This window comes from Ciceribacter sp. L1K23 (assembly GCF_018122705.1).
GTDB lineage: Bacteria > Pseudomonadota > Alphaproteobacteria > Rhizobiales > Rhizobiaceae > Allorhizobium.
Window position 1 is genome coordinate 1,447,003 of record NZ_JAGRRC010000001.1, and the last position, 22,458, is coordinate 1,469,460.

The 22,458-nt window shown below is 63.1% G+C and carries 23 protein-coding genes and 2 riboswitches; of the genes, 17 read left to right on the forward strand and 6 right to left on the reverse strand.

Annotated features, from left to right (window positions below; translation table 11 throughout):
- Window position 1: 1 nt before the first annotated feature.
- From gcvP to J5J10_RS06720, 4 genes are all read right to left on the reverse strand, one after another.
- Window positions 2-2,866, reverse strand: a complete 2,865-nt coding sequence (gene gcvP / locus J5J10_RS06705) for an aminomethyl-transferring glycine dehydrogenase (protein ID WP_211929308.1) — start codon at window positions 2,864-2,866, stop codon at window positions 2-4.
- Window positions 2,863-3,225 carry a glycine cleavage system protein GcvH gene (gene gcvH / locus J5J10_RS06710; RefSeq protein WP_208551233.1) on the reverse strand — a complete coding sequence of 121 codons (363 nt, stop codon included), beginning with the start codon at window positions 3,223-3,225 and terminating at the stop codon, window positions 2,863-2,865. The genes gcvP and gcvH overlap by 4 nt, the downstream gene beginning before the upstream one ends.
- A 44-nt stretch (window positions 3,226-3,269) precedes the next feature.
- Window positions 3,270-4,409, reverse strand: coding sequence for a glycine cleavage system aminomethyltransferase GcvT (gcvT, locus tag J5J10_RS06715; protein ID WP_211929309.1), 1,140 nt, complete (start codon window positions 4,407-4,409; stop codon window positions 3,270-3,272).
- 153 nt (window positions 4,410-4,562) lie between these two features.
- A riboswitch (glycine riboswitch) is annotated at window positions 4,563-4,650 on the reverse strand.
- A gap of 102 nt (window positions 4,651-4,752) precedes the next feature.
- On the reverse strand, window positions 4,753-4,935 hold the full coding sequence (locus J5J10_RS06720; protein ID WP_208551231.1) for a DUF3008 family protein: 183 nt from the start codon (window positions 4,933-4,935) through the stop codon (window positions 4,753-4,755).
- 134 nt (window positions 4,936-5,069) lie between these two features.
- Between J5J10_RS06720 and J5J10_RS06725 the strand changes: the two genes are divergently transcribed.
- Window positions 5,070-5,444 carry a hypothetical protein gene (locus J5J10_RS06725; RefSeq protein WP_211929310.1) on the forward strand — a complete coding sequence of 125 codons (375 nt, stop codon included), beginning with the start codon at window positions 5,070-5,072 and terminating at the stop codon, window positions 5,442-5,444.
- An 81-nt stretch (window positions 5,445-5,525) separates the two neighbouring features.
- Entirely contained in the window at window positions 5,526-6,533 is a 1,008-nt protein-coding gene (locus J5J10_RS06730; protein WP_211929311.1) for a DUF1775 domain-containing protein, read from the forward strand.
- Between the two features lie 59 nt (window positions 6,534-6,592).
- On the opposite strand, the gene J5J10_RS06735 is transcribed toward J5J10_RS06730, so the two are convergent.
- Window positions 6,593-6,871 carry a hypothetical protein gene (locus J5J10_RS06735; protein WP_208551228.1) on the reverse strand — a complete coding sequence of 93 codons (279 nt, stop codon included), beginning with the start codon at window positions 6,869-6,871 and terminating at the stop codon, window positions 6,593-6,595.
- A gap of 237 nt (window positions 6,872-7,108) precedes the next feature.
- Here J5J10_RS06735 and J5J10_RS06740 point away from each other — a divergent pair, with 237 nt between their 5' ends.
- From J5J10_RS06740 to J5J10_RS06805, 14 genes are all read left to right on the forward strand, one after another.
- Window positions 7,109-7,645 carry a flavodoxin domain-containing protein gene (locus J5J10_RS06740; RefSeq protein WP_211929312.1) on the forward strand — a complete coding sequence of 179 codons (537 nt, stop codon included), beginning with the start codon at window positions 7,109-7,111 and terminating at the stop codon, window positions 7,643-7,645.
- A 71-nt stretch (window positions 7,646-7,716) separates the two neighbouring features.
- The gene (crcB, locus tag J5J10_RS06745) at window positions 7,717-8,094 is read left to right on the forward strand and encodes a fluoride efflux transporter CrcB (protein ID WP_211929313.1); all 378 of its coding nucleotides are present in this window, start codon (window positions 7,717-7,719) and stop codon (window positions 8,092-8,094) included.
- Between the two features lie 102 nt (window positions 8,095-8,196).
- On the forward strand, window positions 8,197-9,192 hold the full coding sequence (locus J5J10_RS06750) for an RluA family pseudouridine synthase (protein ID WP_211929314.1): 996 nt from the start codon (window positions 8,197-8,199) through the stop codon (window positions 9,190-9,192).
- Entirely contained in the window at window positions 9,189-9,848 is a 660-nt protein-coding gene (locus J5J10_RS06755; protein ID WP_211929315.1) for an HAD-IA family hydrolase, read from the forward strand. Before J5J10_RS06750 ends, J5J10_RS06755 begins: the two co-directional genes overlap by 4 nt.
- Before the next feature lie 4 nt (window positions 9,849-9,852).
- Complete coding sequence (locus tag J5J10_RS06760) at window positions 9,853-10,650, forward strand: ATP12 family protein (protein ID WP_211929316.1); 798 nt, start codon at window positions 9,853-9,855, stop codon at window positions 10,648-10,650.
- A gap of 66 nt (window positions 10,651-10,716) precedes the next feature.
- Window positions 10,717-11,412 carry a hypothetical protein gene (locus J5J10_RS06765; protein ID WP_211929317.1) on the forward strand — a complete coding sequence of 232 codons (696 nt, stop codon included), beginning with the start codon at window positions 10,717-10,719 and terminating at the stop codon, window positions 11,410-11,412.
- Window positions 11,413-11,462: 50 nt separating this feature from the next.
- Window positions 11,463-11,842: riboswitch (cobalamin riboswitch) on the forward strand.
- Window positions 11,843-11,986: 144 nt separating this feature from the next.
- The gene (locus J5J10_RS06770) at window positions 11,987-12,268 is read left to right on the forward strand and encodes a hypothetical protein (protein ID WP_211929318.1); all 282 of its coding nucleotides are present in this window, start codon (window positions 11,987-11,989) and stop codon (window positions 12,266-12,268) included.
- Window positions 12,265-12,780: a bifunctional adenosylcobinamide kinase/adenosylcobinamide-phosphate guanylyltransferase gene (gene cobU / locus J5J10_RS06775; protein WP_211929319.1), complete on the forward strand. Its 516-nt coding sequence runs from the start codon at window positions 12,265-12,267 to the stop codon at window positions 12,778-12,780. Before J5J10_RS06770 ends, cobU begins: the two co-directional genes overlap by 4 nt.
- Before the next feature lie 3 nt (window positions 12,781-12,783).
- Window positions 12,784-13,866 (forward strand): cobalamin biosynthesis protein CobW, encoded by a 1,083-nt coding sequence (gene cobW / locus J5J10_RS06780; RefSeq protein WP_211929320.1) that lies wholly within the window; start codon window positions 12,784-12,786, stop codon window positions 13,864-13,866.
- Window positions 13,867-13,869: 3 nt separating this feature from the next.
- Window positions 13,870-17,625, forward strand: a complete 3,756-nt coding sequence (gene cobN / locus J5J10_RS06785; RefSeq protein WP_211929321.1) for a cobaltochelatase subunit CobN — start codon at window positions 13,870-13,872, stop codon at window positions 17,623-17,625.
- Window positions 17,622-18,011, forward strand: a complete 390-nt coding sequence (locus J5J10_RS06790; protein WP_211929322.1) for a GFA family protein — start codon at window positions 17,622-17,624, stop codon at window positions 18,009-18,011. Before cobN ends, J5J10_RS06790 begins: the two co-directional genes overlap by 4 nt.
- Window positions 18,012-18,014: 3 nt before the next feature.
- Window positions 18,015-18,473, forward strand: a complete 459-nt coding sequence (locus J5J10_RS06795) for a GNAT family N-acetyltransferase (protein WP_211929323.1) — start codon at window positions 18,015-18,017, stop codon at window positions 18,471-18,473.
- The gene (gene cobO / locus J5J10_RS06800; RefSeq protein WP_211929324.1) at window positions 18,470-19,099 is read left to right on the forward strand and encodes a cob(I)yrinic acid a,c-diamide adenosyltransferase; all 630 of its coding nucleotides are present in this window, start codon (window positions 18,470-18,472) and stop codon (window positions 19,097-19,099) included. Before J5J10_RS06795 ends, cobO begins: the two co-directional genes overlap by 4 nt.
- A 69-nt stretch (window positions 19,100-19,168) precedes the next feature.
- On the forward strand, window positions 19,169-19,435 hold the full coding sequence (locus J5J10_RS06805; protein ID WP_211929325.1) for a hypothetical protein: 267 nt from the start codon (window positions 19,169-19,171) through the stop codon (window positions 19,433-19,435).
- Between the two features lie 6 nt (window positions 19,436-19,441).
- Here the strand turns inward: J5J10_RS06805 and J5J10_RS06810 are convergent, their stop codons facing one another.
- A complete protein-coding gene (locus J5J10_RS06810) occupies window positions 19,442-20,227 on the reverse strand; it encodes a TSUP family transporter (RefSeq protein WP_211929326.1) in 786 nt (261 codons plus the stop codon).
- A 316-nt stretch (window positions 20,228-20,543) separates the two neighbouring features.
- Here J5J10_RS06810 and J5J10_RS06815 point away from each other — a divergent pair, with 316 nt between their 5' ends.
- Window positions 20,544-21,896: a sirohydrochlorin chelatase gene (locus tag J5J10_RS06815; RefSeq protein WP_208551213.1), complete on the forward strand. Its 1,353-nt coding sequence runs from the start codon at window positions 20,544-20,546 to the stop codon at window positions 21,894-21,896.
- Window positions 21,897-22,458: the final 562 nt, after the last annotated feature.

A 22,458-nucleotide genomic window follows, 5' to 3' on the forward strand; every position in this document is an offset into this window, starting at 1 on the left:
CTTACTCTGCCGCTTCGGCGTATTCGCTCATCGGCGGGCAGGTGCAGACGAGGTTGCGGTCGCCGTAGACATTGTCGACCCGGTTGACCGGCGACCAGTACTTGTCGACGCGGAAGGCGCCGGGCGGGTAGCAGGCCTGTTCGCGGCTGTAGGGACGGTTCCACTCGCCGACGAGATCCTCGACCGTGTGCGGCGCGTTTTTCAGCGGATTGTTGTCCTTATCCATCCGGCCTTCCTCGACCGCGCGGGCTTCCTCGCGGATCGCCAGCATGGCCTCGCAAAAGCGGTCGATTTCCGCCTTGGTCTCGCTTTCCGTCGGCTCGATCATCAGCGTGCCGGCGACCGGCCAACTCATGGTTGGGGCATGGAAGCCGCAGTCGATCAAGCGCTTGGCGACGTCATCGACCGAAATGCCCGCAGAGGCGTTCAGCGGTCGCGTGTCGATGATGCACTCGTGTGCCACGCGGCCAGCCTCGGACTTGTAGAGCACGTCGTAGGCGCCCTTCAGTCGCTCGGCGATGTAGTTGGCGTTGAGGATCGCCACCTTGGTCGCCTGCGTCAGGCCTTCGCCGCCCATCATCAGGCAGTAGGACCAGGAGATCGGCAGGATCGACGGCGAACCGTAGGGACCGGCCGAGACCGCGCCCGGACGACCGTCGGTCGCGACATGGCCGGGCAGATAGGGCGCCAGATGCGACTTGACTCCAATCGGGCCCATGCCGGGACCACCGCCGCCATGCGGGATGCAGAAGGTCTTGTGCAGGTTGAGGTGCGACACGTCGGAGCCGATATCGCCGGGCCGGGAGATGCCGACCATGGCATTCATGTTGGCGCCGTCGAGATAGACCTGGCCGCCATGGAGGTGCGTGATGGCGCAGATCTCGCGCACTGTCTCCTCGAACACGCCGTGCGTCGAGGGATAGGTGATCATGCAGCAGGAGAGGTTATCCGCATGCTGTTCGGCCTTGGCGCGGAAATCATCGAGGTCGACGTCACCGTTGTCTTTCGCCTTGACCGGTACGACTACCATTCCCGCCATCTGTGCCGAGGCCGGGTTTGTGCCGTGCGCCGAGGTCGGGATAAGGCAGACGGTGCGGTGGGCATGACCCCGGGCGAGATGGTAGTTGCGGATCGTCAGGAGGCCCGCATATTCGCCCTGAGCTCCTGAATTCGGTTGCATCGAGATCGCGTCATAGCCGGTGACGGCGCAGAGCTTTTCAGAGAGGTCGTCGATCATCTCCTTGTAGCCGAGCGCCTGTTCCGGCGGCGCGAAGGGGTGGATTTCGGAGAACTCCGGCCAGGTGATCGGCAGCATCTCGGCCGTGGCGTTGAGCTTCATCGTGCAGGAGCCGAGCGGGATCATGGCGCGATCGAGCGCCAGGTCGCGGTCGGACAGCCGGCGGATGTAGCGCGTCATCTCGCTTTCGGCGCGGTTCATGTGGAAGATCGGATGCGTGAGATAGTCGCTCGTGCGCATCAGGTCCGCCGGTAGGCGATAATCCGCCTCGAACTCCGAAACCTTGAAGCCGCCGCCGAAGGCGCGCCAGACTGCTTCCAGCGTTGCCGGGCGTGTGCGCTCGTCGAGCGCGATGCCGATCTTCGTCTCGCCGACCTTGCGGAGGTTTACCCCTTCGGCCACTGCAGCGCGCAGGATAAGGCCCTGCATATGGCCGACGTCGACGGTTATCGTATCGAAGAAGGTGTCCGGCTCGACCTTGTAGCCCAGCTTTTGCAGCCCCTTGGCCGTTAGAACCGCCTTGCGGTGGACCTGTTGCGCGATCGCCTTCAGGCCATCGGGACCGTGAAAGACGGCATACATCGAGGCCATGACGGCGAGCAGCACCTGCGCCGTGCAGATGTTTGAGGTCGCCTTTTCGCGGCGGATATGCTGTTCGCGGGTCTGCAGCGACAGGCGATAGGCGCGGTTGCCGCGCGCGTCGACCGAGACTCCGACGAGACGGCCGGGCATCGATCGCTTGTGGGCGTCCTTGACGGCCATGTAGGCCGCGTGCGGTCCGCCATAGCCAACCGGCACGCCGAAGCGCTGGGAGGAGCCGATCGCCATGTCGGCGCCCATTTCGCCGGGCGACTTCAGGAGAAGCAAAGCGAGGATATCCGCCGCGACGGCGGCGACTGCGCCTGTCTGGTGCAAGCGGGCAATCAGGCCCGAAAAGTCCCTGACGTGCCCGTGTGTGCCGGGATACTGGAAGATCGCGCCGAAGACTTCGGTCGGATCGAGATCGGCGAAGGGGTCGCCGACGATCACGGTCCAGCCGAGCGGTTCCGCGCGGGTCTGGATGACGGCGATGGTCTGCGGGTGGCAGTCCCTGTCGACGAAGAAGGAGGTGGCCTTGGATTTCGCGACGCGCTGGCAGAGCGCCATGGCTTCGGCGGCCGCGGTTGCTTCGTCCAGCAGCGAGGCGTTGGCCACGTCCATGCCGGTCAGGTCGCAGACCATGGTCTGGTAATTCAGCAGCGCTTCCAACCGACCTTGGGAAATCTCGGGCTGGTAGGGCGTATAGGCCGTATACCAGGCGGGATTTTCGAGAATGTTGCGCTGGATCACCGGCGGCGTGATCGTGCCGTAATAGCCCTGGCCGATCAGCGATGTCAGCACCTGGTTCTTGTTGGCGGTTTCCCGCAGCTTGTCCAGCGCCTCGCGCTCGGTCATGGCGGCGCCCCAGGTGAGCGGGATTTCCTGCCGGATCGAGGGCGGCACAGTGGCGTCGATGAGCGCATCGAGCGTGGGATAGCCAACGATCTTCAGCATCTCCGTCATCTCGGACGGTGAGGGGCCGATATGACGACGGTTGGCGAAGTCGTACGGATCGTAGTCGGTGAAGGAGAATTCGACTGGCGTTGTCATGCGATCAGCTCTTTGTAGGCGGCTTCATCGAGAAGGGCGTCGGCATCGGCCACGTTGGCGAGCTTCAGCTTGAAGAACCAGGCAGCACCCTGCGGATCGGAATTGACCAGCGACGGGTCGTCGACGATCGCCTGGTTGACCTCGACAATCTCGCCGTCGAGCGGACAAAACACGTCCGATGCGGCCTTGACGCTCTCGACGGTGGCGGCTTCACCATCCTTCTTGAATGTCGCGCCGACCTCCGGAAGCTCGACGAAGACAAGATCGCCCAGCTGGTCGGCGGCATGACGGGTGATGCCGACGGTCGCGACGTCGCCGTCGAGTTTGAGCCATTCGTGTTCGGCGGTGAATTTGATCATTGTGTTGTCCTCTGGTGGGATAGGGAAAAAAATGCTGGTGGCGGCTAACGCCGGTAGCCGGGGGTCACGAAGGGCAGGGCGGTCACGGTTAGGGGCAGATACTTGCCACGAACCTCGGCGAAGAGTTGCGTGCCGGGTGCGGCGAGCGCCGTGGGCACGTAGCCCATCGCGATGGGACCTTCGACGGTCGGGCCGAAGCCGCCCGAGGTGACATGGCCTACCTCGTTCAAGCCTTCCGCGTCCGCAAAGAGTTTCGCCGGAGGGCGGACGGGGGCCTTACCCTCAGGTTTCAGGCCAACACGGCGGCGCGTGGCGCCGTCTTCAAGCTCGGCGAGCACGCGGTCCGCGCCGGGGAAGCCGCCTTCACGTTCGCCGCCCCGGCGACGGGCTTTCTGGATCGCCCATTCCAGCCCGGCCTCGATCGGGGACGTGGTCGTGTCGATGTCATTGCCATAGAGGCAGAGGCCCGCCTCCAGGCGGAGCGAATCGCGGGCACCGAGGCCGATCGCCTCGCAGGCGTGGTGGCTGAGGAAAATCTCCGCCAGTTCGGTCGCGCGCTCTGCCGGAACGGAGATCTCGTAGCCGTCCTCGCCGGTGTAGCCCGAGCGGGAGACGATGCAGTCTATGTCGTGCAGAGGTCCCTCGCGCATGTCCATGAACTTCATCGCATCGAGACCGGCCCACATCTGCGGCACGATCTCGTGGGCGCGGGGGCCCTGAACCGCGATGAGGGCGCGGTCTTCAAGCAGTTCGATGTCGCAGGTATCGGAGAGATGCGCCTTCATGTGCGCCACGTCGGCGTCCTTGCAGGCGGCGTTGACGACGACGAAGAGATGGTCGCCGCGGTGCGTGATCATCAGGTCATCGAGAATGCCGCCGTTCTCGTCGGTGAAGAAACCATAGCGTTGGCGGCCGTCCTTGAGTCCGAGGATGTCGACGGGAACGAGACGTTCCAGGGCTAGGGCGGCGTCCTCGTAGCGGCCGGATTTCGCACGCAGGAGCACCTGGCCCATGTGGGACACGTCGAAGAGGCCGGCGCTGGTGCGGGTATGAAGATGCTCCTTCAGAACACCCATCGGATATTGCACCGGCATGTCATAACCCGCAAACGGCACCATGCGGGCACCGCGCGATAGGTGAAGGTCGTGAAGCGGGGTCGTTTTCAGGGGAACGGTGTCGTCCACCATGGCCTCCGGATTGGCGCGAAACGCGCTGGCTCAAATTTGGCGCACGGGTCCCGCGCGCCGGTTCATTGAGCCCCCTCTGTCCCTTCGCCTGAGATTGTTATCCCTTCGGCGCGTCACGGTCACAAACCGCGACGTCTCTCCAGAGTCCTGTCGGCACCCGTGGTCCTTTGGCCTGAGAGTTTCCGGGGCGGTTGCTCCTTCGGCACCGGATCGAACCGGTTCTCCCAACGGGTTCTCGCCATTATCGACGGGACCCGCCACTTGGCAAGGGGCAAATGTCGTCACCAGCACAATTTTCGTCGCATCGTACGCGGGGGCGTGCGCGTGCTGCACGTGGCGCTTAGTCTTTCTTGTCCGGAAGACCTTTGCGCTTCGTTTCCGCCATGTCCTCAAGCTCCTTCTCGCTCATGGATTCGGCCATGCTCTTCGAGGCCCCCTTGAGCTTTTCCTTCGGCGTATCGCCGCGCTTGGCAGAAAGGGCGGCGCCGGCTGCTTTCTGCTGGGCCTTGGACTTTGCGGGCATGAATTTTCTCCTCCGGTTGTCGATGCAGAAACAAACAGCGAGAGACGGTTTTGTGTTCCTTTGTCGCAGCCTCTTTTCGATTTTGCCTTGCCGACTGATTCCGGCTAAGGAGGGCTGCCGGAGGGCCTGCGGAAATGGGCAAGACAATTGCGATGGTCGGGACGATGACGCGCCTTTTGTGCGCGATCGCGATGCTGTCGCTGGGTCTCGCACATACCCCGCCGCGTGTCGCGCTCGCCGCGTTCGACACGGCTGCGCTTCTCCTTCCCGACGGAACCTATGCCGATCTCTGTATCGGTGACGAGGGCCTGCCGCATCCAGGCCATGACATGGCGAAATGCGAGGCCTGCCTCATCGGCGGCTCGACGCTTCTGCCGCTGCCTGACGATGAGTCATGGCTGATCGACAGCTTTGAATGTCTGGACAATGGCCTTTCCGACGTCGTGGCCCATGTCACCGTTGATGCGCTTTCTCTGCCCCGGTCGCGCGGGCCGCCGACGTTCTCCTGATCTTCAATGCAAACGATGATCAATCGCCGCCTTGCGGCAAATCCGGTGACGTCGCAGGGCGGCCGGACACGGAGAACACCCATGAAAACCACTTTTCTTCTCGGCGCCACCGCGCTCGTTTCGCTCACCGGCGGCCAGGCGCTCGCCCACGCCACCTTCGCGAACCAGCCGGTGAAGGTCGGTTCCTATGTCGCCGCGGCGCTCCAGGTGCCGCACGGCTGCGACGGCAAGGCGACCAACGAGGTCCAGATCAAATTGCCGGAAGGCTTCATCTCCGCCAAGCCGCAGCCCAAAGCCGGCTGGGAAATCGAGGTGATCACCGGCGACTACCAGAAAGCCTATGACAATCACGGCACGCAGATCACCTCCGGTCCGGTGGAAATCCGCTGGAAGAACGGCGAACTGCCGGATAATTTCTACGATACGTTCGTGATTTACGGGAAGGTCGCCGAAGCCGACGAGGCGGGCCTCGCGTTCCCGACTGTTCAGCTATGCGGCTCGGATGCGCAGGTCAGCTGGACCGAGGTCGCTGCGGCGGGTGTCGATCCGCATTCTCTGGAAAACCCGGCGCCCGTTCTAAAGATTGTGGCCGCGGATCCGGCCGAAGATGCTCATGAAGGCCATGGCGCGCACGGCGCCCACGATGCCCATGCCGGGCACGGTGATATGGCCGCGGCCGCCGACCCCGGTAGCTTCGCTCCCGTCACGGTCGGTGACCTGGAACTGACGGCCGGCTTTACCAAGGCGATGTTGCCCGGACAGCCCGTCGGCGGCGGCTTCGTGACCATCAAGAACAACGGTCATCACGACGACGTTCTGGTGTCGGCGGAATCGCCGAATGCCGGTCGCGTCGAACTGCACGAAATGGCGATGGTCGGCGAGGTGATGAAGATGCGTGCACTGGCGGACGGCATTCCTGTCCCGGCCGGGCAGACCGTGGAGTTGAAGCCTGGTGGACTTCACATGATGTTCATGGAGGTCAAGGAACCGTTCGCCGAAGGCGCGACTGTTCCGGTGAAGCTGGTCTTCCAGAACGCGGGCGAGGTGGAGATCATGCTTCCGGTGGCGGCTGCCGGCAAGAAGAACTGATACCAAACAAGAGGCCGCAGTCAGTCAGGCTGCGGCCTTGCCGAACCCCCTTCGGCGGGTCAGGTCGTGCTGTTCTTGTAGGCGTCGATCGTCTGCTTCAGCGTTGCCTGCTGCTCGTGCCGCGATTGGTTCGCGCTCAGGAAATCAAGGCTGAGTTTGGACGATTGCACCATGTTCAGCGGTGCCGTCTTCCAGACGTCCTCGCCCTCGGCGGCGTTGTTGACGACCGCGCGCATATTGTCCTGGACATCGGTCTTGCGAGGAGACCGTATCGGTTTTTTCACGGCCTCCGACGCATAGGCGGCGGTATGGGCCGACACTGTGACTACTTGGGTCATGGCCTTACCACTTTGTTTATCTCTCTAATATAACAGCCCCTGCTTGTACGGTTCTTTAAATTAAAGCCTAGAATTTTAACGGTTCAACGGAGGGTGCGACATGGCGCCTCCGGCCGGTCGCTTGCGTTTGCGGACAAACTGGTCAAGCTTGAACAGAGCGTCGGCGGCGCGACCTGTCTGTCAGTGCCTGAAAATGTTAAGACTGCGCCGGCTCGCGATGCCTGAGGGAGGGTTCAGATGATCGTACTCGTGGGTTACGTCAGTATCGAAGGTCAGACACGGAAGATCGCCGAAGCGATCGCGGCGCGGATCGAAAAGGACGGTCACCGCGCCGTTCTCTTCAACGTGATGTCGATGGCGGAGTATGCGCTGGAGCGGCCCGAGGCGGCGATCCTCTGCGCCCCGATCCATGCCGGCCGCTATCCGGCGCCCTTCGTCGATTTCGTCCGCCGCGAGAAGGATTGGCTGTCCTCCGTTCCGAATGCCTTCGTGTCCGTTTCGCTGTTCATCCGCAGCGATATCGACGCAGAACAGGATGAGGCCCGACACTTTCCGGATGCGCTGAAGACTGAAACCGGATGGGCGCCGGATCATGTGCACCATGCCGCCGGTGCCTTCCGCTTCAGCGAGTACGATTTCTTCAAGCGCTGGATGATGAAGCGCATGGCGGAGCGGGAAGGCGCACCATCGGACACCGGTGAGGATGTCGAGTTCACCGACTGGAGCGAAATCGACCGGTTTGTGTCCGTTTTCCTGTCGTCGGCTGACCGCTGACAGGGTGCAAACAACGACGGCCGGATGTAAGGTCTGGACGAATCTTGTCCGCGTTCGATGCCGGAGTCCCTATGCTGCATGTCCTTCTCGTCGCCCTCGGCGGCGCTAGCGGCTCGGTCTGCCGCTATCTCGTCGGTCTTTTGACATTGCGCTGGTTCGGGCCGGCCTTCCCCTGGGGCACGTTGACCGTCAACGTCGTGGGCTCTCTGGCGATCGGGCTGTTCGCCGAACTGGTGGCACGGCGGTTCAACGCCTCGGCGGAATTACGACTGCTGATGATCACCGGTTTCCTCGGCGGCTTCACCACGTTTTCGGCTTTTTCCCTGGATTTCATCTCCTTGTTCGAGCGCGGCGCAACAGTTGCGGCAGTGACCTACCTCGTGGCAAGTGTCCTCCTTTCCGTCTGCGCGGTGATTGGCGGTCTGCAGATCGGCCGCATGCTGTTTTGACGGTATCCTCGATAGAGGTTGTCCGAAGGCGGTGAAATGCAGTAAAGCCGGCGTCTGACAAGCAAGACGCGGCGTTTCGGCCGCGCGCACGGAAGAGAACCCATGGCCGGCATAGAGCATATCAAGGTGGACGCGGACGAGGCGGGCATGCGCCTCGACCGGTGGTTCAAGGTGCACTATCCGGGACTGGGCTTCGGAGCGCTGCAGAAGCTGTTGCGCTCCGGGCAGATCCGTGTCGATGGCGGCCGGGTGAAAAGCGACAGCCGCGTGCAGCCGGGCCAACTCATTCGAATTCCGCCGATGGATATCGATCCGAAAAGCCCGAAGACCGGGCCGATCGCCGGCAAGGATCTGAAGCATGCCGGCGATGCGGAATTGCTGTCTCGCATGCTCTTGCACGAGGACGAGAAGGTATTCGTCTTGAACAAGCCGGCGGGGATCGCGGTGCAGGGCGGTTCCGGCGTCACGCGGCACATCGACAAGATGCTCGAGGCCTGGACCAGCCGAAAGGGCGAGAAACCGCGCCTTGTGCACCGTATCGACCGCGACACCTCCGGCGTTCTGGTCGTCGCGCGGACGCGCGGTGCGGCCCAGAAACTGACGGCGGCTTTCCGCGAGCGCGATACGAAGAAGACCTACTGGTCGCTGGTCAAGGGCGTGCCGCGCAAGCGGGAGGACAAGATTTCCACCTGGCTGGTCAAGGAGCCGACGATCGACGGCGACCGCATGCGGATCGCCAAGCATGGCGAGGAGGGGGCGGACCACGCAGTCTCCTACTATCGCGTCGTGGACACGGCTGCGCAGAACCTCGCCTGGCTGGAAATGGAACCGTATACCGGCCGTACCCACCAATTGCGCGTGCACGCTTTGCACATCGGGCATCCGATCATCGGCGATCCGAAATACTTCATCGACGACCACAACTGGGAATTCCCGGGCGGTATCCAGAAGCGGCTCCATTTGCACGCGCGCCATATCGACATTCCGCATCCGGACGGCGGGCGGCTGCGCGTCACGGCGCCGCTACCTCTGCATATGGTGCAGAGCTGGAACCTGCTCGGCTTCGATGTCGATGGGCCAGAGGCAGATATCGAATGAAGCTCGTGCTCTTCGACTGCGACGGGACGCTGGTCGACAGCGCGGGGTTGATCCATGCAGTGATGGAGAAGACTTTCGAGCGGTTTGGCTCCCCACCTCCGACCCTTGCGGCGACCAAGGCGATCATCGGGCTCACGCTCGATATCGCGATCGCGCGGTTGCAAGGGAAGTCGCATGTCGACGACGAAGCGATCGAGATGACCGCGTACTACAAGTCGATTTTCTCGGATGTCCGAGGCAGCGGGGCAGCCACAGAGCGGCGTTTCGACGGCATCGCCGAGGTTATTGCTACGCTTGCCGCGCGGGACGACGTGCTGATCGGGGCGGTGACAGGAAAGTCGCGGCGCGGGCTGGACCTGATCCTTGATTCGAACGGCTGGCGGGACCATTTCTTCGTCAGCCGCACCGCCGACGATTGTCCGTCGAAGCCACATCCGGCCATGGTGACGGAATGCTGCGACCAGAGCGGCATCTCGCCGGCGGAGACGGTCGTCATCGGCGACGCGATCTACGACATGCAGATGGCGAAGGCGGCGGGTGCTGCAGCGATCGGCGTCTCCTGGGGCTACTGTTCCGTCGAGGAGCTTTGGCAGGCCGGCGCCGACGCGGTGGTGGAGCGCCCCGCCGATCTTCTGGCCTATATTCACAAGGGGTAACCCGATGCGCGATGAACTTTCTGATATCTTCGGCACATTCGTGCCTGAGCCCAGCCACGAAGATCCGGTCCGCCGAGCGCAGATCCAGATGAAGCGGCCTCTGCCGAAGAAATTCTACGAAAACGTAAGCGTGGAGGCAGATGGCGACAGCTTCGCCGTCAAGCTCGACGGGCGACCCGTAAAGACGCCTGCCAGGAATACGCTTCTCCTTCCGACCACACCGCTCGCCGAACTTGTGGCGGTTGAATGGCGGGCGCAGAAGGATGTGATCGATCCGGCGACCATGCCCGTGACCAGGCTTGCCAACACCGCAATCGATGCCGTGGCCGAACAGGTCGACATGGTGGCGGCGGAAATTCTCCGCTTTGCGGGCACGGACATGATCTTTTATCGCGCCGACACGCCGCAGGAGCTGGTGGAGCGCCAGAACCTCTCGTGGAATCCCCTGCTGGACTGGGCCGCGGAGACCTTTGGGGCGCGCTTCATCCTGGCTGTCGGTGTGATGCACCAGGAGCAGCCAGAAGCGGCGATCGCCGCATTCGAAAAGGCGCTTGCCAGGCATCGCGATCCTTTCGCGCTCTCGGCTTTGCACGTCATGACAACCCTCACGGGCTCGGCGCTCATCGGCCTCGCGCTGTCCGAAGGGCGGATTTCGTTGGAAGAGGCATGGTCTCTGGCCCACCTCGACGAAGACTGGACGGACGAGCATTGGGGTATCGACGCGGAAGCGGCCCATCGCCGGGCCAAGCGGTTCGAGGAAATGGCCGCGGCTTATGGTGTATTTTCGGCCCGTCGCGGCTGAGTTAACCACCCGCTAACCATAAATCAGGAATGTCGAAAAAGACGAAACGTCTTTTCGGGATTCCCCATGCAGCGATTCCTTCTCCGTCTCCTTGCGATTATCGCGGTGGTCGCCGTACTGCCCTCCTGCATTCTCACGGGGCGCGAGCCGATCCGCCGGCCATTGATGTATGATGTCAGGGACGTTGCGGTGATCGGTGCCGCCGACGTGCCTCTCGTCGTGCTTGCTGGCGTTGACCGCCGTGTCGCTGCGGCAGTCAATGCCACCCGCCGCAATGTTCCGCTGCAAAGGGTCGTGCTGACGGTGAAGTTCGACGATTATCGTCCGGTACAGGCCTACGGTGACAGGCGTGCGAGCGTGCGCTTCAAGGTGACAGCCGCCGACATCGACACCGGCAATCCCGTGGCAGCGGGAACCTTCATTGTTCACAGTTCTACCGACAATCCCCGTATCGCCGACGAGAACCTTGCGGAAGAGGCAGCAGCGCGAATTCGCTTCGCCTTCTCCTTGCAAACGCCTCGCCTGCCTCCGCCCCGCCCGAAGCCGCGGACCACGTCGACCAAGCTGAAAGCGGATGCTCCGGCTGTGGCCGCGCCAGCCTCGGTTACCGCGCCTGCGGTGGTGCCCGCGCCGACCGTTGCGCCGGCTGCTGCGCCCGTGGTTCCATCGGGCACCAATGTTGAGGAAGGTGCTAGCGGCAAGATCACCATTGGCGGCGGTTCCACTTGCGACGTGGCAACCGATCCGACCTGCAATCCGTGAACGGCGAAGGTCGCCGGCGCGATTGACTTGCCGATGTCGTCGGCCTAATCAAGTCGGCATGAACGGATGGTTTCCGTCGTCCCGCAAAGGGTGGGCGGAGAGCAAAAGGGAATGCGACAGGACGGACCCATTCCGGGCGTCCCCATCGCAGCCGACCCCGCGACTGTAGAGTGGCGAGGGTCCGTCATCCGGATCTGCCTCGGACACGTCGGGATCAGGGCATGGTGCCTTGGGCGGCGCTACTGGACAGTCCGGAAAAGTCACTGGCGCGGCATGCGCGATCAGCCGGGGTCGGACGCCTCTAGGATCTACGAATCGTCCACCTTTTCGCGATATTGCCGATGCGCCGGGAAGGCGAGACGGACCCGCGTGCCCTTGATTGGGCCTTATGCCATGAGCCAGGAGACCTGCCATCCGTGCCGGGCATTTTGCCCAGCCTTGGGGAAGGATTTCCCCGTTGCCAGCACGGAGGTTGTCATGGCGACACAGACGACAGGCGTGGTGTATCCGTACGTCCGGTCAACACGCGATGAGTCCCTGGGCCGCGCTATGAAACGTGCCGAGGCGACACGTCGTGCGTAAGAATTTCTCTTTCCTTTCGATCGCCCTCGGCATCCTGATTGTTGCCGCGACGGCGTTTGCGGTGGTTCCGTCTTTTCAGGACGATCCGATAACGACCCAGCAGACCGTTGATGGACTTTCTTCTGCGTCTGCTGAGATTACGAGCCCTGTTGTGACATCGACCTATTCCCTGCACCCTTCTGACGGATCTGCCGGAAGGCCGACCGCGACTTTTCCAGCCTTTGCGGCGCGGGGCGGCGGCATTTATGCGACGGATGCGATGGAGGCAAGATGAATAGGACCATTCTCGTGCTCGGTGGCGCCCGCTCAGGCAAGTCGGCCTTTTCGGAGCGCCTGGCTCGTCAAAGCGGTCTCGATCTGCACTATCTGGCGACAGGCCGCGCCTTTGACGACGAGATGCAGGCGCGTATCGACAAACACAAGGCGGATCGCGCCGGGGATGGCTGGACGACACACGAGGAGCCGTTCGATCTTGCCGATCGTCTGTGGGCTCTCGACTCGCCGGACCGTGTGGTCCTCGTCGATTGCCTGACGCTGTGGATCACGAATCTGATGATGGAGGAGCGCTCCATCGACGCTTCGGCCACCAGCCTCGTGAAAGTTCTTCCGTCGCTCTCGGCGCGGGTGATCGTCGTTTCCAACGAAGTCGGACTGGGCATCGTGCCCGACAACAGGATGGCGCGGGAGTTTCGCGACCATGCCGGCCGTCTTCACCAGCGCGTCGCCGAGGTGGTGGCGCAAGTCTATTTCGTGGCGGCCGGATTGCCGCTCAAGATGAAGGGTTGAACCATGTTGCAGCAGAAAATTCCCGCTACCGTGATCACCGGCTTTCTCGGTGCCGGCAAGACCACCATCATCCGCAACATGCTGACCAATGCCGGCGGCAAGAAGATCGCGCTGATCATCAACGAGTTCGGCGATCTCGGCGTCGACGGCGAGGTTCTGAAGGGCTGCGGGGCGGAGAACTGCACGGAGGATGACATCATCGAGCTCACCAATGGCTGCATCTGCTGCACGGTGGCCGATGACTTCGTGCCGACCATGCAGAAGCTGCTCGACCGCGATATCAAGCCTGATCATATCGTCATCGAAACCTCCGGTCTTGCTCTGCCGCAGCCGTTGGTCGCAGCCTTCAACTGGCCCGACATCCGCACCCGCGTGACGGTTGACGGTGTTGTGACGGTGGTCGATAGCGTCGCGGTCGCGGCGGGCCGGTTCGCCGACGACCATGATGCGGTCGCCGCCCAGCGGGCCGGAGACGAGAGCCTTGATCACGAAAGCCCGATCGAGGAACTGTTCGAGGATCAGCTGACCTGCGCCGACCTGATCGTGCTCAACAAGACCGATCTGCTCGATGCCGCTGGTGTCGCGGCCGTGCGCGCCGAGGTGACCGGCCGTACCGCGCGCAAGCCGGCGCTAATCGAGGCGAGGAACGGCGAGGTGCCGTCGCTCGTCCTGCTCGGGATCGGGGCGAGCACGGAGGACGACATCGAAAACCGCAAGTCGCATCACGAACTGGAGCACGAGGCGGCCCACGCCGCCGGCGACGATCACGATCACCTGCACCATCACGATCACGACGAGTTCGAAAGCTTTGTGCTGAAGCTGCCTCCGATCGCCGATCCGGCGGCCTTCGTCGAGAAGCTGAAGGACGTGATCGCCACCCATGACGTGCTGCGCCTCAAGGGTTTCATTGACGTGCCCGGCAAGCCGATGCGTCTTGTCCTGCAGGCGGTCGGCAGCCGCGTCGACACCTATTTCGACCGTCCCTGGACGAGCGGCGACAAGCGCGAGACGCGCCTGGTGGTGATCGGCCTGCACGAGTGGGACTACGGCGCCGTGGTCGAGGCGGTGCAGGCGGCGGCCGGCTGATCAATGCATCTTCTGCTCGCCCAGAAAGGCTCGATCAGCGACGGGGAGGAGGCGATCGACCTCGGGCAGACGCCCGGCGACATCCTCGTCCTGTCTGCGGCCGACACGGAGCTCGCAGCGATCGCAGCCGCTGCTGCTGCTGGCCGTGAGGGCGGGCCATCCGTGCGACTGGCTAGCTTGATGAGCCTCAAGCACCCGATGTCGGTCGACACCTATGTCGAGCGCACGGCGCGGCACGCAAAGTTGATCGTGGTCAGGGCGCTCGGCGGGGCGAGCTATTTTCACTATGCGCTCGAGGCGCTGCATGCGGTCGTTCGGCGGAGCGGCGCGAAGATCGCCGTGCTGCCGGGCGACGACAAACCGGATGAGGGACTGGCGCCGTTTTCGACTGTCGGGCCGGACAACCTTGCCGTTCTCTGGTCCTATCTTGTCGAGGGCGGAGCAGAGAACGCGAATGCCTTTCTGGATTACGCCGCGTTCCTGATCGACCAAGGCGAACGGCCTGCCCCGGCGATCCCGCTGATGAAGGCCGGCATCTGGTGGCCGGGCCGGGGTGTCGTCGGAGTTGAGGAGTGGCGGAAGGCTGCGGGGTCAGCGGCGCCGATAGCCGCCATCTGTTTTTACCGCGCGCTCGTGCAGAGCGGCGAAACCAAGCCTGTCGCGGCGATGGTGGAGGCGCTGCGAGCGCAGGGCATGCGGGCATTGCCGGTGTTCGTCGGCTCGCTCAAGGACGCTGTCTCGGTTGAGACACTGCGGGCGGTGTTCGCCGAGGCGACGCCCGATGTGGTGATCAACGCCACCGGCTTTGCGGTCTCGGCACCCGGCAGTGAAAATCCGTCCACCGTGCTCGACGAGAGCGGCGCGGTTGTGCTGCAGGCGATTTTCTCGAGTTCTGCTCTGGACGCTTGGGAAAACTCGTCTCAGGGCCTTTCGGCACGTGACCTTGCGATGCATGTGGCGCTGCCGGAGGTGGACGGGCGGGTGATGACCCGTGCGATATCGTTCAAGGCGGCGGCGCGGTTCGATGAGACGGTTGAGACCAATATCGTCAGCCATGAACCCGATTCCGGTCGCATGGCCTTCGTCGCCGAGCTTGCGGCGCGCTGGGCTAGGCTGCGACGGACGCCGGCGGCGGACCGTCTCGTGGCACTGATCATGGCGAACTACCCGAACCGCGACGGCCGGCTTGGCAATGGCGTCGGCCTCGACACGCCCGCCGGCACCGTCGAGGTGCTGAGAGCGATGGAGGCGGCGGGCTATTCGGTCGGCGACATACCCTCGGATGGCGATGCGCTGATGGCGCATATGATGGCCGGGCCGACCAATGCCGCGCGTGATGGGCGGGAAATCCGCGATGTCATTTCCTTGAATGATTACATAGCGTTTTTCGAATCTCTTCCCAAGCGGATTCAAGAAGAGATCACGGCTCGATGGGGTGGACCGGAAGGCGATCCCTTCTTTCAGGATGGAGCATTCGCGTTGCCACTCACCCGCTTCGGCAACGTATTCCTCGGCATTCAGCCGGCGCGCGGCTACAACATCGATCCGAAGGAGAGTTATCACTCTCCGGACCTCGTTCCGCCACACGGCTATCTTGCCTTCTATGCCTATCTGCGAAAGGTCGCCGGGGTCGATGCGATGATCCATATGGGCAAGCATGGCAATCTCGAGTGGCTGCCGGGCAAGGCATTGGCGCTCTCGGAGACATGTTATCCCGAAGCCGTTTTCGGCCCGCTGCCGCATCTCTATCCGTTCATCGTCAACGATCCGGGCGAGGGCACACAGGCGAAGCGGCGTACCTCCGCCGTCATCATCGACCACCTGACACCACCGCTGACGCGGGCGGAGAGCTACGGCCCCCTGAAGGACCTCGAGGCGCTTGTCGATGAATACTACGAGGCAGCGGGGGGTGATCCGCGTCGCCTGAAACTGCTGAAAAAGCAAATCCTCGACCTCATCGCAGACATCGGTCTCGACCATGACGCTGGGATCGGCAAGGGCGAGGCTGAGGACACGGCGCTCGAAAAGCTCGACGCCTATCTATGCGACCTCAAGGAAATGCAAATCCGAGACGGGCTGCACGTGTTCGGTCTGGCGCCGGAGGGGCGGTTGCTGACCGATCTCGTCGTGGCTCTGGCGCGGGCGCCGCGCGGGTTGGGCGAGGGCGGAGACCGGAGCCTGCAGCGGGCGATTGCGGCGGACCTTCATCTCAGTGCCGGTGATCCGGTCTTCGATCCTCTCGATTGCGTCATGTCCGATCCCTGGACCGGACCCAAACCTGCAATCCTTGCCGACCTCGACAACCAGCCATGGCGCACGAACGGGGATACGGTCGAACGGATCGAAATGCTGGCGGCGAAGCTTGTGGCGGGGGATATCGAGGCACCGGACGACTGGGTCTCCACGCGGGCTGTGCTTCATGAAATCGAAACGCGTCTCAAGCCAGCGGTGGTGAAGTCGGGTGCTGCTGAAATCGCCGGGCTTCTCAAGGGACTCGATGGCCGCTTCGTGCCGCCGGGGCCTTCGGGAGCGCCGACGCGGGGGCGGCCGGATGTGCTGCCGACGGGGCGTAACTTCTATTCGGTCGACAGCCGGGCGGTGCCGACGCCGGCGGCCTATGAACTCGGCCGGAAGTCCGCCGAACTGCTGATCCAGCGCTATGTGCAGGACCACGGTGACTGGCCGACCTCGTTCGGACTGACGGCCTGGGGCACGTCCAACATGCGCACGGGTGGTGACGACATCGCCCAGGCGCTGGCGCTGATCGGCGTGAAGCCGGTCTGGGACATGGCCTCGCGACGGGTCACCGGCTTCGAGGTGATCCCGATGGCGATGCTTGGGCGGCCGCGCGTCGATGTGACGCTGCGCATCTCCGGCTTCTTCCGCGATGCCTTTCCGGAGCAGATCGCGCTGTTCGACAAGGCCGTCCGTGCCGTCGCCGCGCTCGACGAGGACGATGGCGACAATCCGGTCGCGGCGCGCGTTCGGGCCGAAACGGAAAAGTTGAAGTCGGAAGGGCTGGACGACAAGCAGGCGGCGCGGCGGGCTGGTTACCGCGTGTTCGGCTCGAGGCCGGGCGCCTATGGCGCCGGCCTGCAGGCGCTGATCGACGAGAAGGGCTGGGAGCGGCGCGGCGATCTGGCCGAGGCTTACCTCGTCTGGGGCGGCTATGCTTATGGCGCGGATGTCGAGGGCAAGGCGGAGCGCGGCCTGTTCGAGGAACGGCTGCGCTCGGTGCAGGCGGTGGTGCAGAACCAGGACAATCGCGAGCACGACCTGCTCGACAGCGACGATTACTACCAGTTCGAGGGCGGCATGACGGCGGCGATCGAGCACGTCGCTGGAGGGCGTCCCGCCGTTTACCACAACGATCATTCGAGGCCGGAAAAGCCGGTGATCCGATCGCTGGAGGAGGAGATCGGTCGGGTCGTGCGTGCTCGCGTCGTCAATCCCAAGTGGATCGAGGGCGTGATGCGGCACGGCTACAAGGGCGCTTTCGAGATCACCGCGACTGTTGACTACATGTTCGCCTTCGCGGCGACGACAGGGGCCGTGCGCGACCACCACTTCGAGGCTATCTACCAGGCATTTCTGATGGATGAGCGCGTGCGCGGTTTCATGGCGGAGAAGAACGCCCCGGCGCTGAAGGAACTTGCCGAGCGGCTGATCGAAGCGATCGAGCGCGGACTGTGGACGCCGAGAAGCAATTCCGCCAAGTTCTCGCTTTCCGAAATCGTTCTGGAAGGGAGCGTGTCATGACTGAGCTTTCAGGTCGCTGCCTGTGCGGTTCGGTGCGGCTGTCGGTGTCGGGGCCTGTCCTCAACGCCAACCATTGTCATTGCGAGAGCTGCCGCCGGGCGACGTCGTCCGGCGTCGCGAGTTTCTTCACGGTAGCGCGGACGGATGTGGAACTCTCCGGTGCAAGCTTGAGGCGGTTCGTATCGTCGCCGGGCGTCACGCGCGGCTTCTGCGGCACGTGCGGTTCGCCGATGTCCTATGAAACGGAAAGACGACCGGCGGAGATCGATCTTTACATCGCCTGCCTCGACGATCCGTCCGCTATCGTGCCCAAGGCACATGACTTCTGGAGCGAGCGTGTGGGCTGGCTGCATGTCGTCGACGGCCTGCCGAAGAACGAGCACTGAACCATGGTCTTTGACACTACTGACATCCTGATTGCGGAAGTGACGGGGGACGGTGTCGACGAATTCGTCACCGCCGTCGACGGCATCCTTGACGAGGCCGCGCTGGCGCTAGGCAGACCGTTCGTCAGCGAGCGCGTCCATATCCGTGCGAGTGCTCCGGATGGGACGATGCTCGGCGGCCTGGTCGGCGCGCGGCTGCAGGGCTGGCTCTACGTGAAGCTGCTCGGCGTCAGCGAACACGCGCGTGGCCGCGGCGTCGGTGCCAAGCTTCTTGCGGCGGCGGAGGACATGGCGCGCAACGATAGGCTCGCCGGCGTCTATCTCGATACGTTCGAGTTCCAGGCGCCACGCTTCTATCTCCGGGAAGGCTATGCCGAGATCGGCCGCCTTCCGAAAACCGGCCAGGCGCCACAGCGCATCTGGTATGCAAAGACATTCGACGATAGCGGGAGTGAGACATGACCGAGGACATCAAGCCGGAAACGGACGATCTGGCCCGCCACGCGGAAAAAATGGCGAAGAAGAAGGCTGCCCGCGAGAAGATCATGGCGACGAAGACCGACGAGAAGGGGCTCGTCATCGTCCATACCGGCAAGGGCAAGGGCAAGTCGTCCGCCGCCTTCGGCATGATCTTCCGCCACATCGCCCACGGCAAGAAATGCGCGGTCGTGCAGTTCATCAAGGGCGCTATGTCGACCGGCGAACGCGACCTGATCCTGCGGCATTTCTCCGATGTCTGCGAGTTCCACACGATGGGCGAGGGCTTCACCTGGGAAACCCAGGACAAGGCGCGCGACATCGCCATGGCGAAGGCAGCCTGGGAGAAGGCGAAGGACCTGATCCGCGACGAGAGCAATTCCATGGTGCTGCTCGACGAGATCAACATCGCGATCCGCTACGACTACATCGATATCGGCGAAGTGGTGGAGTTTCTCAGCGCCGAGAAGCCGCACATGACCCACGTTGTCCTGACGGGACGTAACGCTAAGGAAGAGCTGATCGAAATCGCCGATCTCGTCACCGAGATGGAACTGATCAAGCATCCGTTCCGGTCCGGTATCAAGGCGCAGGTGGGCGTCGAGTTCTGAACCGGAACTTATGAGGGAACCTCCCGGCGCCACGCGTGTTTACGAGACGTCCACAACAGGAGCCGCGCCATGCTGAGGGTCATTCAAAGCGTTCTGCTATCGTCCGCGATCGTCTTGCTGGTGATTGGCGCAAGCCCTGCGGTGGGGGCGGACATGCTCTACCAGACGGAACGGCCCGTGGTCGTCCAGCAGCGAGCGGCGGCGGTCGTGGCCCCCGCCTCCGTGGAGGTGCGTCCTGTCCGTTGCGACGAATACTACATCGAGTACCGCGCGCCGCTCTACGACCCGCGCGTCGAGATCATCCGCCAGTGTGACCGCCAGATCGTTCGATACTGATGGAATTCAGAAACCCGCCCAGACCCGTACCGGATTGGTCGGGTCCATCAGCAACCGAACAGCCAGCGCCAGGCAGGTGATGATCAACAGCGGCTTGATCAGCCTTGCGCCGCTTCTCATTGCCAGCCGAGAGCCAGCCTGCGCACCCAAGAACTGACCGAGCCCCATCAGCAAGCCGATCTTCCAGAGGATCACACCGCCGAAGGTGAAGATCACGAACGCGCCGAGGTTGGAGCCGAAGTTGAGGAGCTTTGTGTGAGCCGTCGCCTTCAGCATGCCGAAGCCTGCAAGCGACACGAAAGCCAGCATGAAGAAGGAACCGGTGCCTGGGCCGAAGATACCGTCGTAGAGGCCGATCAGGGGAACGAATGTCAAACCGAAGACGAAGGGCGTCATTCGCTGGTGGCGGTCCTCATCCGAGAGATTCGGTTTCAGCGCGAAGTAAAGCGCGATCGCGATCAGCAGAAACGGCATGAGCACGCGCAAAACATCGCCCGGCACGAAGCTTGCGATCACCGCACCGACCGCGCCGCCGGCAAAGGCCATGACCGCCATCGGCAACTGGCTCCTGAGATCGACATGGCCACGCCTAGCATAGGCGATGGTGGCGGAAGCCGAACCGAACATGGATTGCAGCTTGTTGGTGCCAAGCGTCTGGAGCGGTGGGATGCCTGCAATCAGCATGGCCGGAATGGTGATGAGGCCGCCGCCGCCGGCGATGGAATCGACGAAGCCGGCGATGAATGCGGCGAGGAAAAGAAGAGCGATGCTCTCGAAAGCGAGTTCTACCACGGGAATTCCGGAACGCTGCGACAGGTCGCCTCTCTTGCCCCAAACCGGTCGTGCCCGCAACCGTTCCGCTTTCCGATGAATGTCGCAATCGGCGCATCCTCCACACAATACGGCGCAAACGGGTTTGACCCCTCCAGCCGGGTTGGATAAAGCTCGTGCCATGTGCGACGGCGCCTGTTCGACAGGCTGGAAATAGTCCGGTGCGGCCGACCCAAGCAGGGGGCCAATTCCGGAGCTGTCCGTAAAGGCCATGGAATCATGTCAGGTGATTCCGGCGCTTCGTACATGGTGCAACGAAGCAAGGAGGCCTTGTTCTATGGCAGAAAAACTCGGAATCATGGTGTGCGGTCACGGCAGCCGCAATCAGAACGCGGCTAAGGAATTCGCCGTGATCGCGGAGGCATTACGCGCCCGCAATCCCGACATGCCGGTCGAGTACGGCTACCTCGAATTCTGCAATCCCGTCATCGCCGCCGGGCTCGATAGCCTCAAGGCACAGGGCGTAACGCGGGTGCTCGCCGTTCCCGGTATGCTGTTTGCGGCCGGCCATGCCAAGAACGACATCCCCTCGGTGCTCAACACCTACCAGGCCCAGAACCCCGGCATGGTGATCAATTATGGTCGCGAACTCGGCATCGACCTCAAGATGATCCGCGCCGCCGGTGACCGTATTCAGGCGGCCGTCGACGAGGCGAACGAGACACTCGGCTTCGTCGAGAAGCACGACACGCTGCTGATGGTCGTTGGTCGCGGTTCGTCCGACCCGGACGCCAACTCGAATGCCACCAAGGTGATGCGCATGCTCTGGGAAGGCATGGGCTTCGGCTGGGGCGAGACCTGCTATTCCGGCGTGACCTTCCCGCTGGTCGAACCGGGCCTGACACACGCGGCCAAGCTCGGCTACAAGCGCATCATCGTCTTTCCGTATTTCCTGTTCACCGGCGTGCTGGTGAAGCGCATCTACAGCTATACCGACGAGGTGGCCGCGCGGCATCCGGAGATTCAGTTCGTCAAGGCGAGCTATCTCAACGACCACCCGCTGGTGCTCGATGCCTTCCAGGATCGCGTCAAGGAAATCCTCGAGGGCGCGGCGGTCATGAACTGCCAGATGTGCAAATACCGCGAGCAGGTGCTCGGCTTCGAGGCGGATATCGGCCAGCCCCAGGAGAGCCATCACCATCATGTCGAGGGGATCGGCGGGGGCTTGGAAAACTGTCCGTGCAAGGGTGACTGCGATGCCTCCTGTCGCGATCCGGATTTCTGCCGGGAACATGGTCTTCCCTGGACGCCGGTTCATTCGCATGCCGAGCCGCACGATCTCGAACCGGCCTTCGACTATTCCGCCTCCTTCACGCTCGGCGGCAAATATGCAGCGCTCGCGGACAAGGCGGTGGATGCCGAGTTGCAGGCTGTGATGGACGCGCCGTCGAGCGGAAAGTTCGCCGGACACGAGCACGGGCCGAATTGCGGTTGCGGTCATCACGGCCATGACCATGGCCATCATGACCACCATGACGGCCATTCGCACGACCACGGCCACGATCATTCCCATCACGGGCATGATCATTCGCATGGTCACAGTCACGGCCACGATCATCACCACCATCATGCGCCGTACCCGCACGCGGACCATCCGCTGGGGCCGAAGTCGATGCAGAAGAAGAAGTAATGGCGCTGTTCGATCGCATCCTGATCGTCGACTGGTCGGGCGCCGGGCAACCGGTGACCGGCCGCAACTCGCTCTGGGCGTGCCTTGCCCGGCGCGAGGGCGATGGGACCGCGATCGAATGGCTGGAGAATTTTTCGACCCGTCACGCCTTCATGCTGCGACTCGATCAGATCGTGCGGGAAGCGATTGCAAAGGGCGAATGCCTTCTCTGCGGCTTTGACTTTGCCTTTGGCTACCCCGCCGGCACGGCGGAGCGGCTGACCGGCAGGGCCGATTGGCGTTCCCTGTGGCGCAAGATCGCCGCGGAGATCGAGGACGGGCCGGACAATACCAACAACCGTTTCGACCTGGCTTCCCGCTGGAACGCGACCTATTTTCCGGGAGAGCCGCGCTTTTGGGGTCGCCCTCACCAGCATGTCTACGCCGATTTGAGCGATACGAAGCCACCGGCGCCACAAGGCGCGCCGTTTGCCTTTCGCCGCTCGGAGCAGTTCGCCAAGGGCGCGAAGTCGGTTTGGCAGCTCTCCTATAACGGCTCCGTCGGCAGCCAGACGCTGCTCGG

Coding starts and splice junctions, on each gene's coding strand:
- J5J10_RS06760 (WP_211929316.1), top strand. CDS start 9,853: ATGCGCGATGAACTTTCTGATATCTTCGGCACATTCGTGCCTGAGCCC.
- J5J10_RS06750 (WP_211929314.1), top strand. CDS start 8,197: ATGGCCGGCATAGAGCATATCAAGGTGGACGCGGACGAGGCGGGCATG.
- J5J10_RS06735 (WP_208551228.1), bottom strand. CDS start 6,871: ATGACCCAAGTAGTCACAGTGTCGGCCCATACCGCCGCCTATGCGTCG.
- J5J10_RS06805 (WP_211929325.1), top strand. CDS start 19,169: ATGCTGAGGGTCATTCAAAGCGTTCTGCTATCGTCCGCGATCGTCTTG.
- J5J10_RS06755 (WP_211929315.1), top strand. CDS start 9,189: ATGAAGCTCGTGCTCTTCGACTGCGACGGGACGCTGGTCGACAGCGCG.
- J5J10_RS06815 (WP_208551213.1), top strand. CDS start 20,544: ATGGCAGAAAAACTCGGAATCATGGTGTGCGGTCACGGCAGCCGCAAT.
- cobW (WP_211929320.1), top strand. CDS start 12,784: ATGTTGCAGCAGAAAATTCCCGCTACCGTGATCACCGGCTTTCTCGGT.
- gcvP (WP_211929308.1), bottom strand. CDS start 2,866: ATGACAACGCCAGTCGAATTCTCCTTCACCGACTACGATCCGTACGAC.
- crcB (WP_211929313.1), top strand. CDS start 7,717: ATGCTGCATGTCCTTCTCGTCGCCCTCGGCGGCGCTAGCGGCTCGGTC.
- J5J10_RS06725 (WP_211929310.1), top strand. CDS start 5,070: ATGGGCAAGACAATTGCGATGGTCGGGACGATGACGCGCCTTTTGTGC.
- cobO (WP_211929324.1), top strand. CDS start 18,470: ATGACCGAGGACATCAAGCCGGAAACGGACGATCTGGCCCGCCACGCG.
- cobN (WP_211929321.1), top strand. CDS start 13,870: ATGCATCTTCTGCTCGCCCAGAAAGGCTCGATCAGCGACGGGGAGGAG.
- J5J10_RS06765 (WP_211929317.1), top strand. CDS start 10,717: ATGCAGCGATTCCTTCTCCGTCTCCTTGCGATTATCGCGGTGGTCGCC.
- J5J10_RS06730 (WP_211929311.1), top strand. CDS start 5,526: ATGAAAACCACTTTTCTTCTCGGCGCCACCGCGCTCGTTTCGCTCACC.
- J5J10_RS06720 (WP_208551231.1), bottom strand. CDS start 4,935: ATGCCCGCAAAGTCCAAGGCCCAGCAGAAAGCAGCCGGCGCCGCCCTT.
- cobU (WP_211929319.1), top strand. CDS start 12,265: ATGAATAGGACCATTCTCGTGCTCGGTGGCGCCCGCTCAGGCAAGTCG.
- J5J10_RS06795 (WP_211929323.1), top strand. CDS start 18,015: ATGGTCTTTGACACTACTGACATCCTGATTGCGGAAGTGACGGGGGAC.
- gcvH (WP_208551233.1), bottom strand. CDS start 3,225: ATGATCAAATTCACCGCCGAACACGAATGGCTCAAACTCGACGGCGAC.
- J5J10_RS06790 (WP_211929322.1), top strand. CDS start 17,622: ATGACTGAGCTTTCAGGTCGCTGCCTGTGCGGTTCGGTGCGGCTGTCG.
- J5J10_RS06740 (WP_211929312.1), top strand. CDS start 7,109: ATGATCGTACTCGTGGGTTACGTCAGTATCGAAGGTCAGACACGGAAG.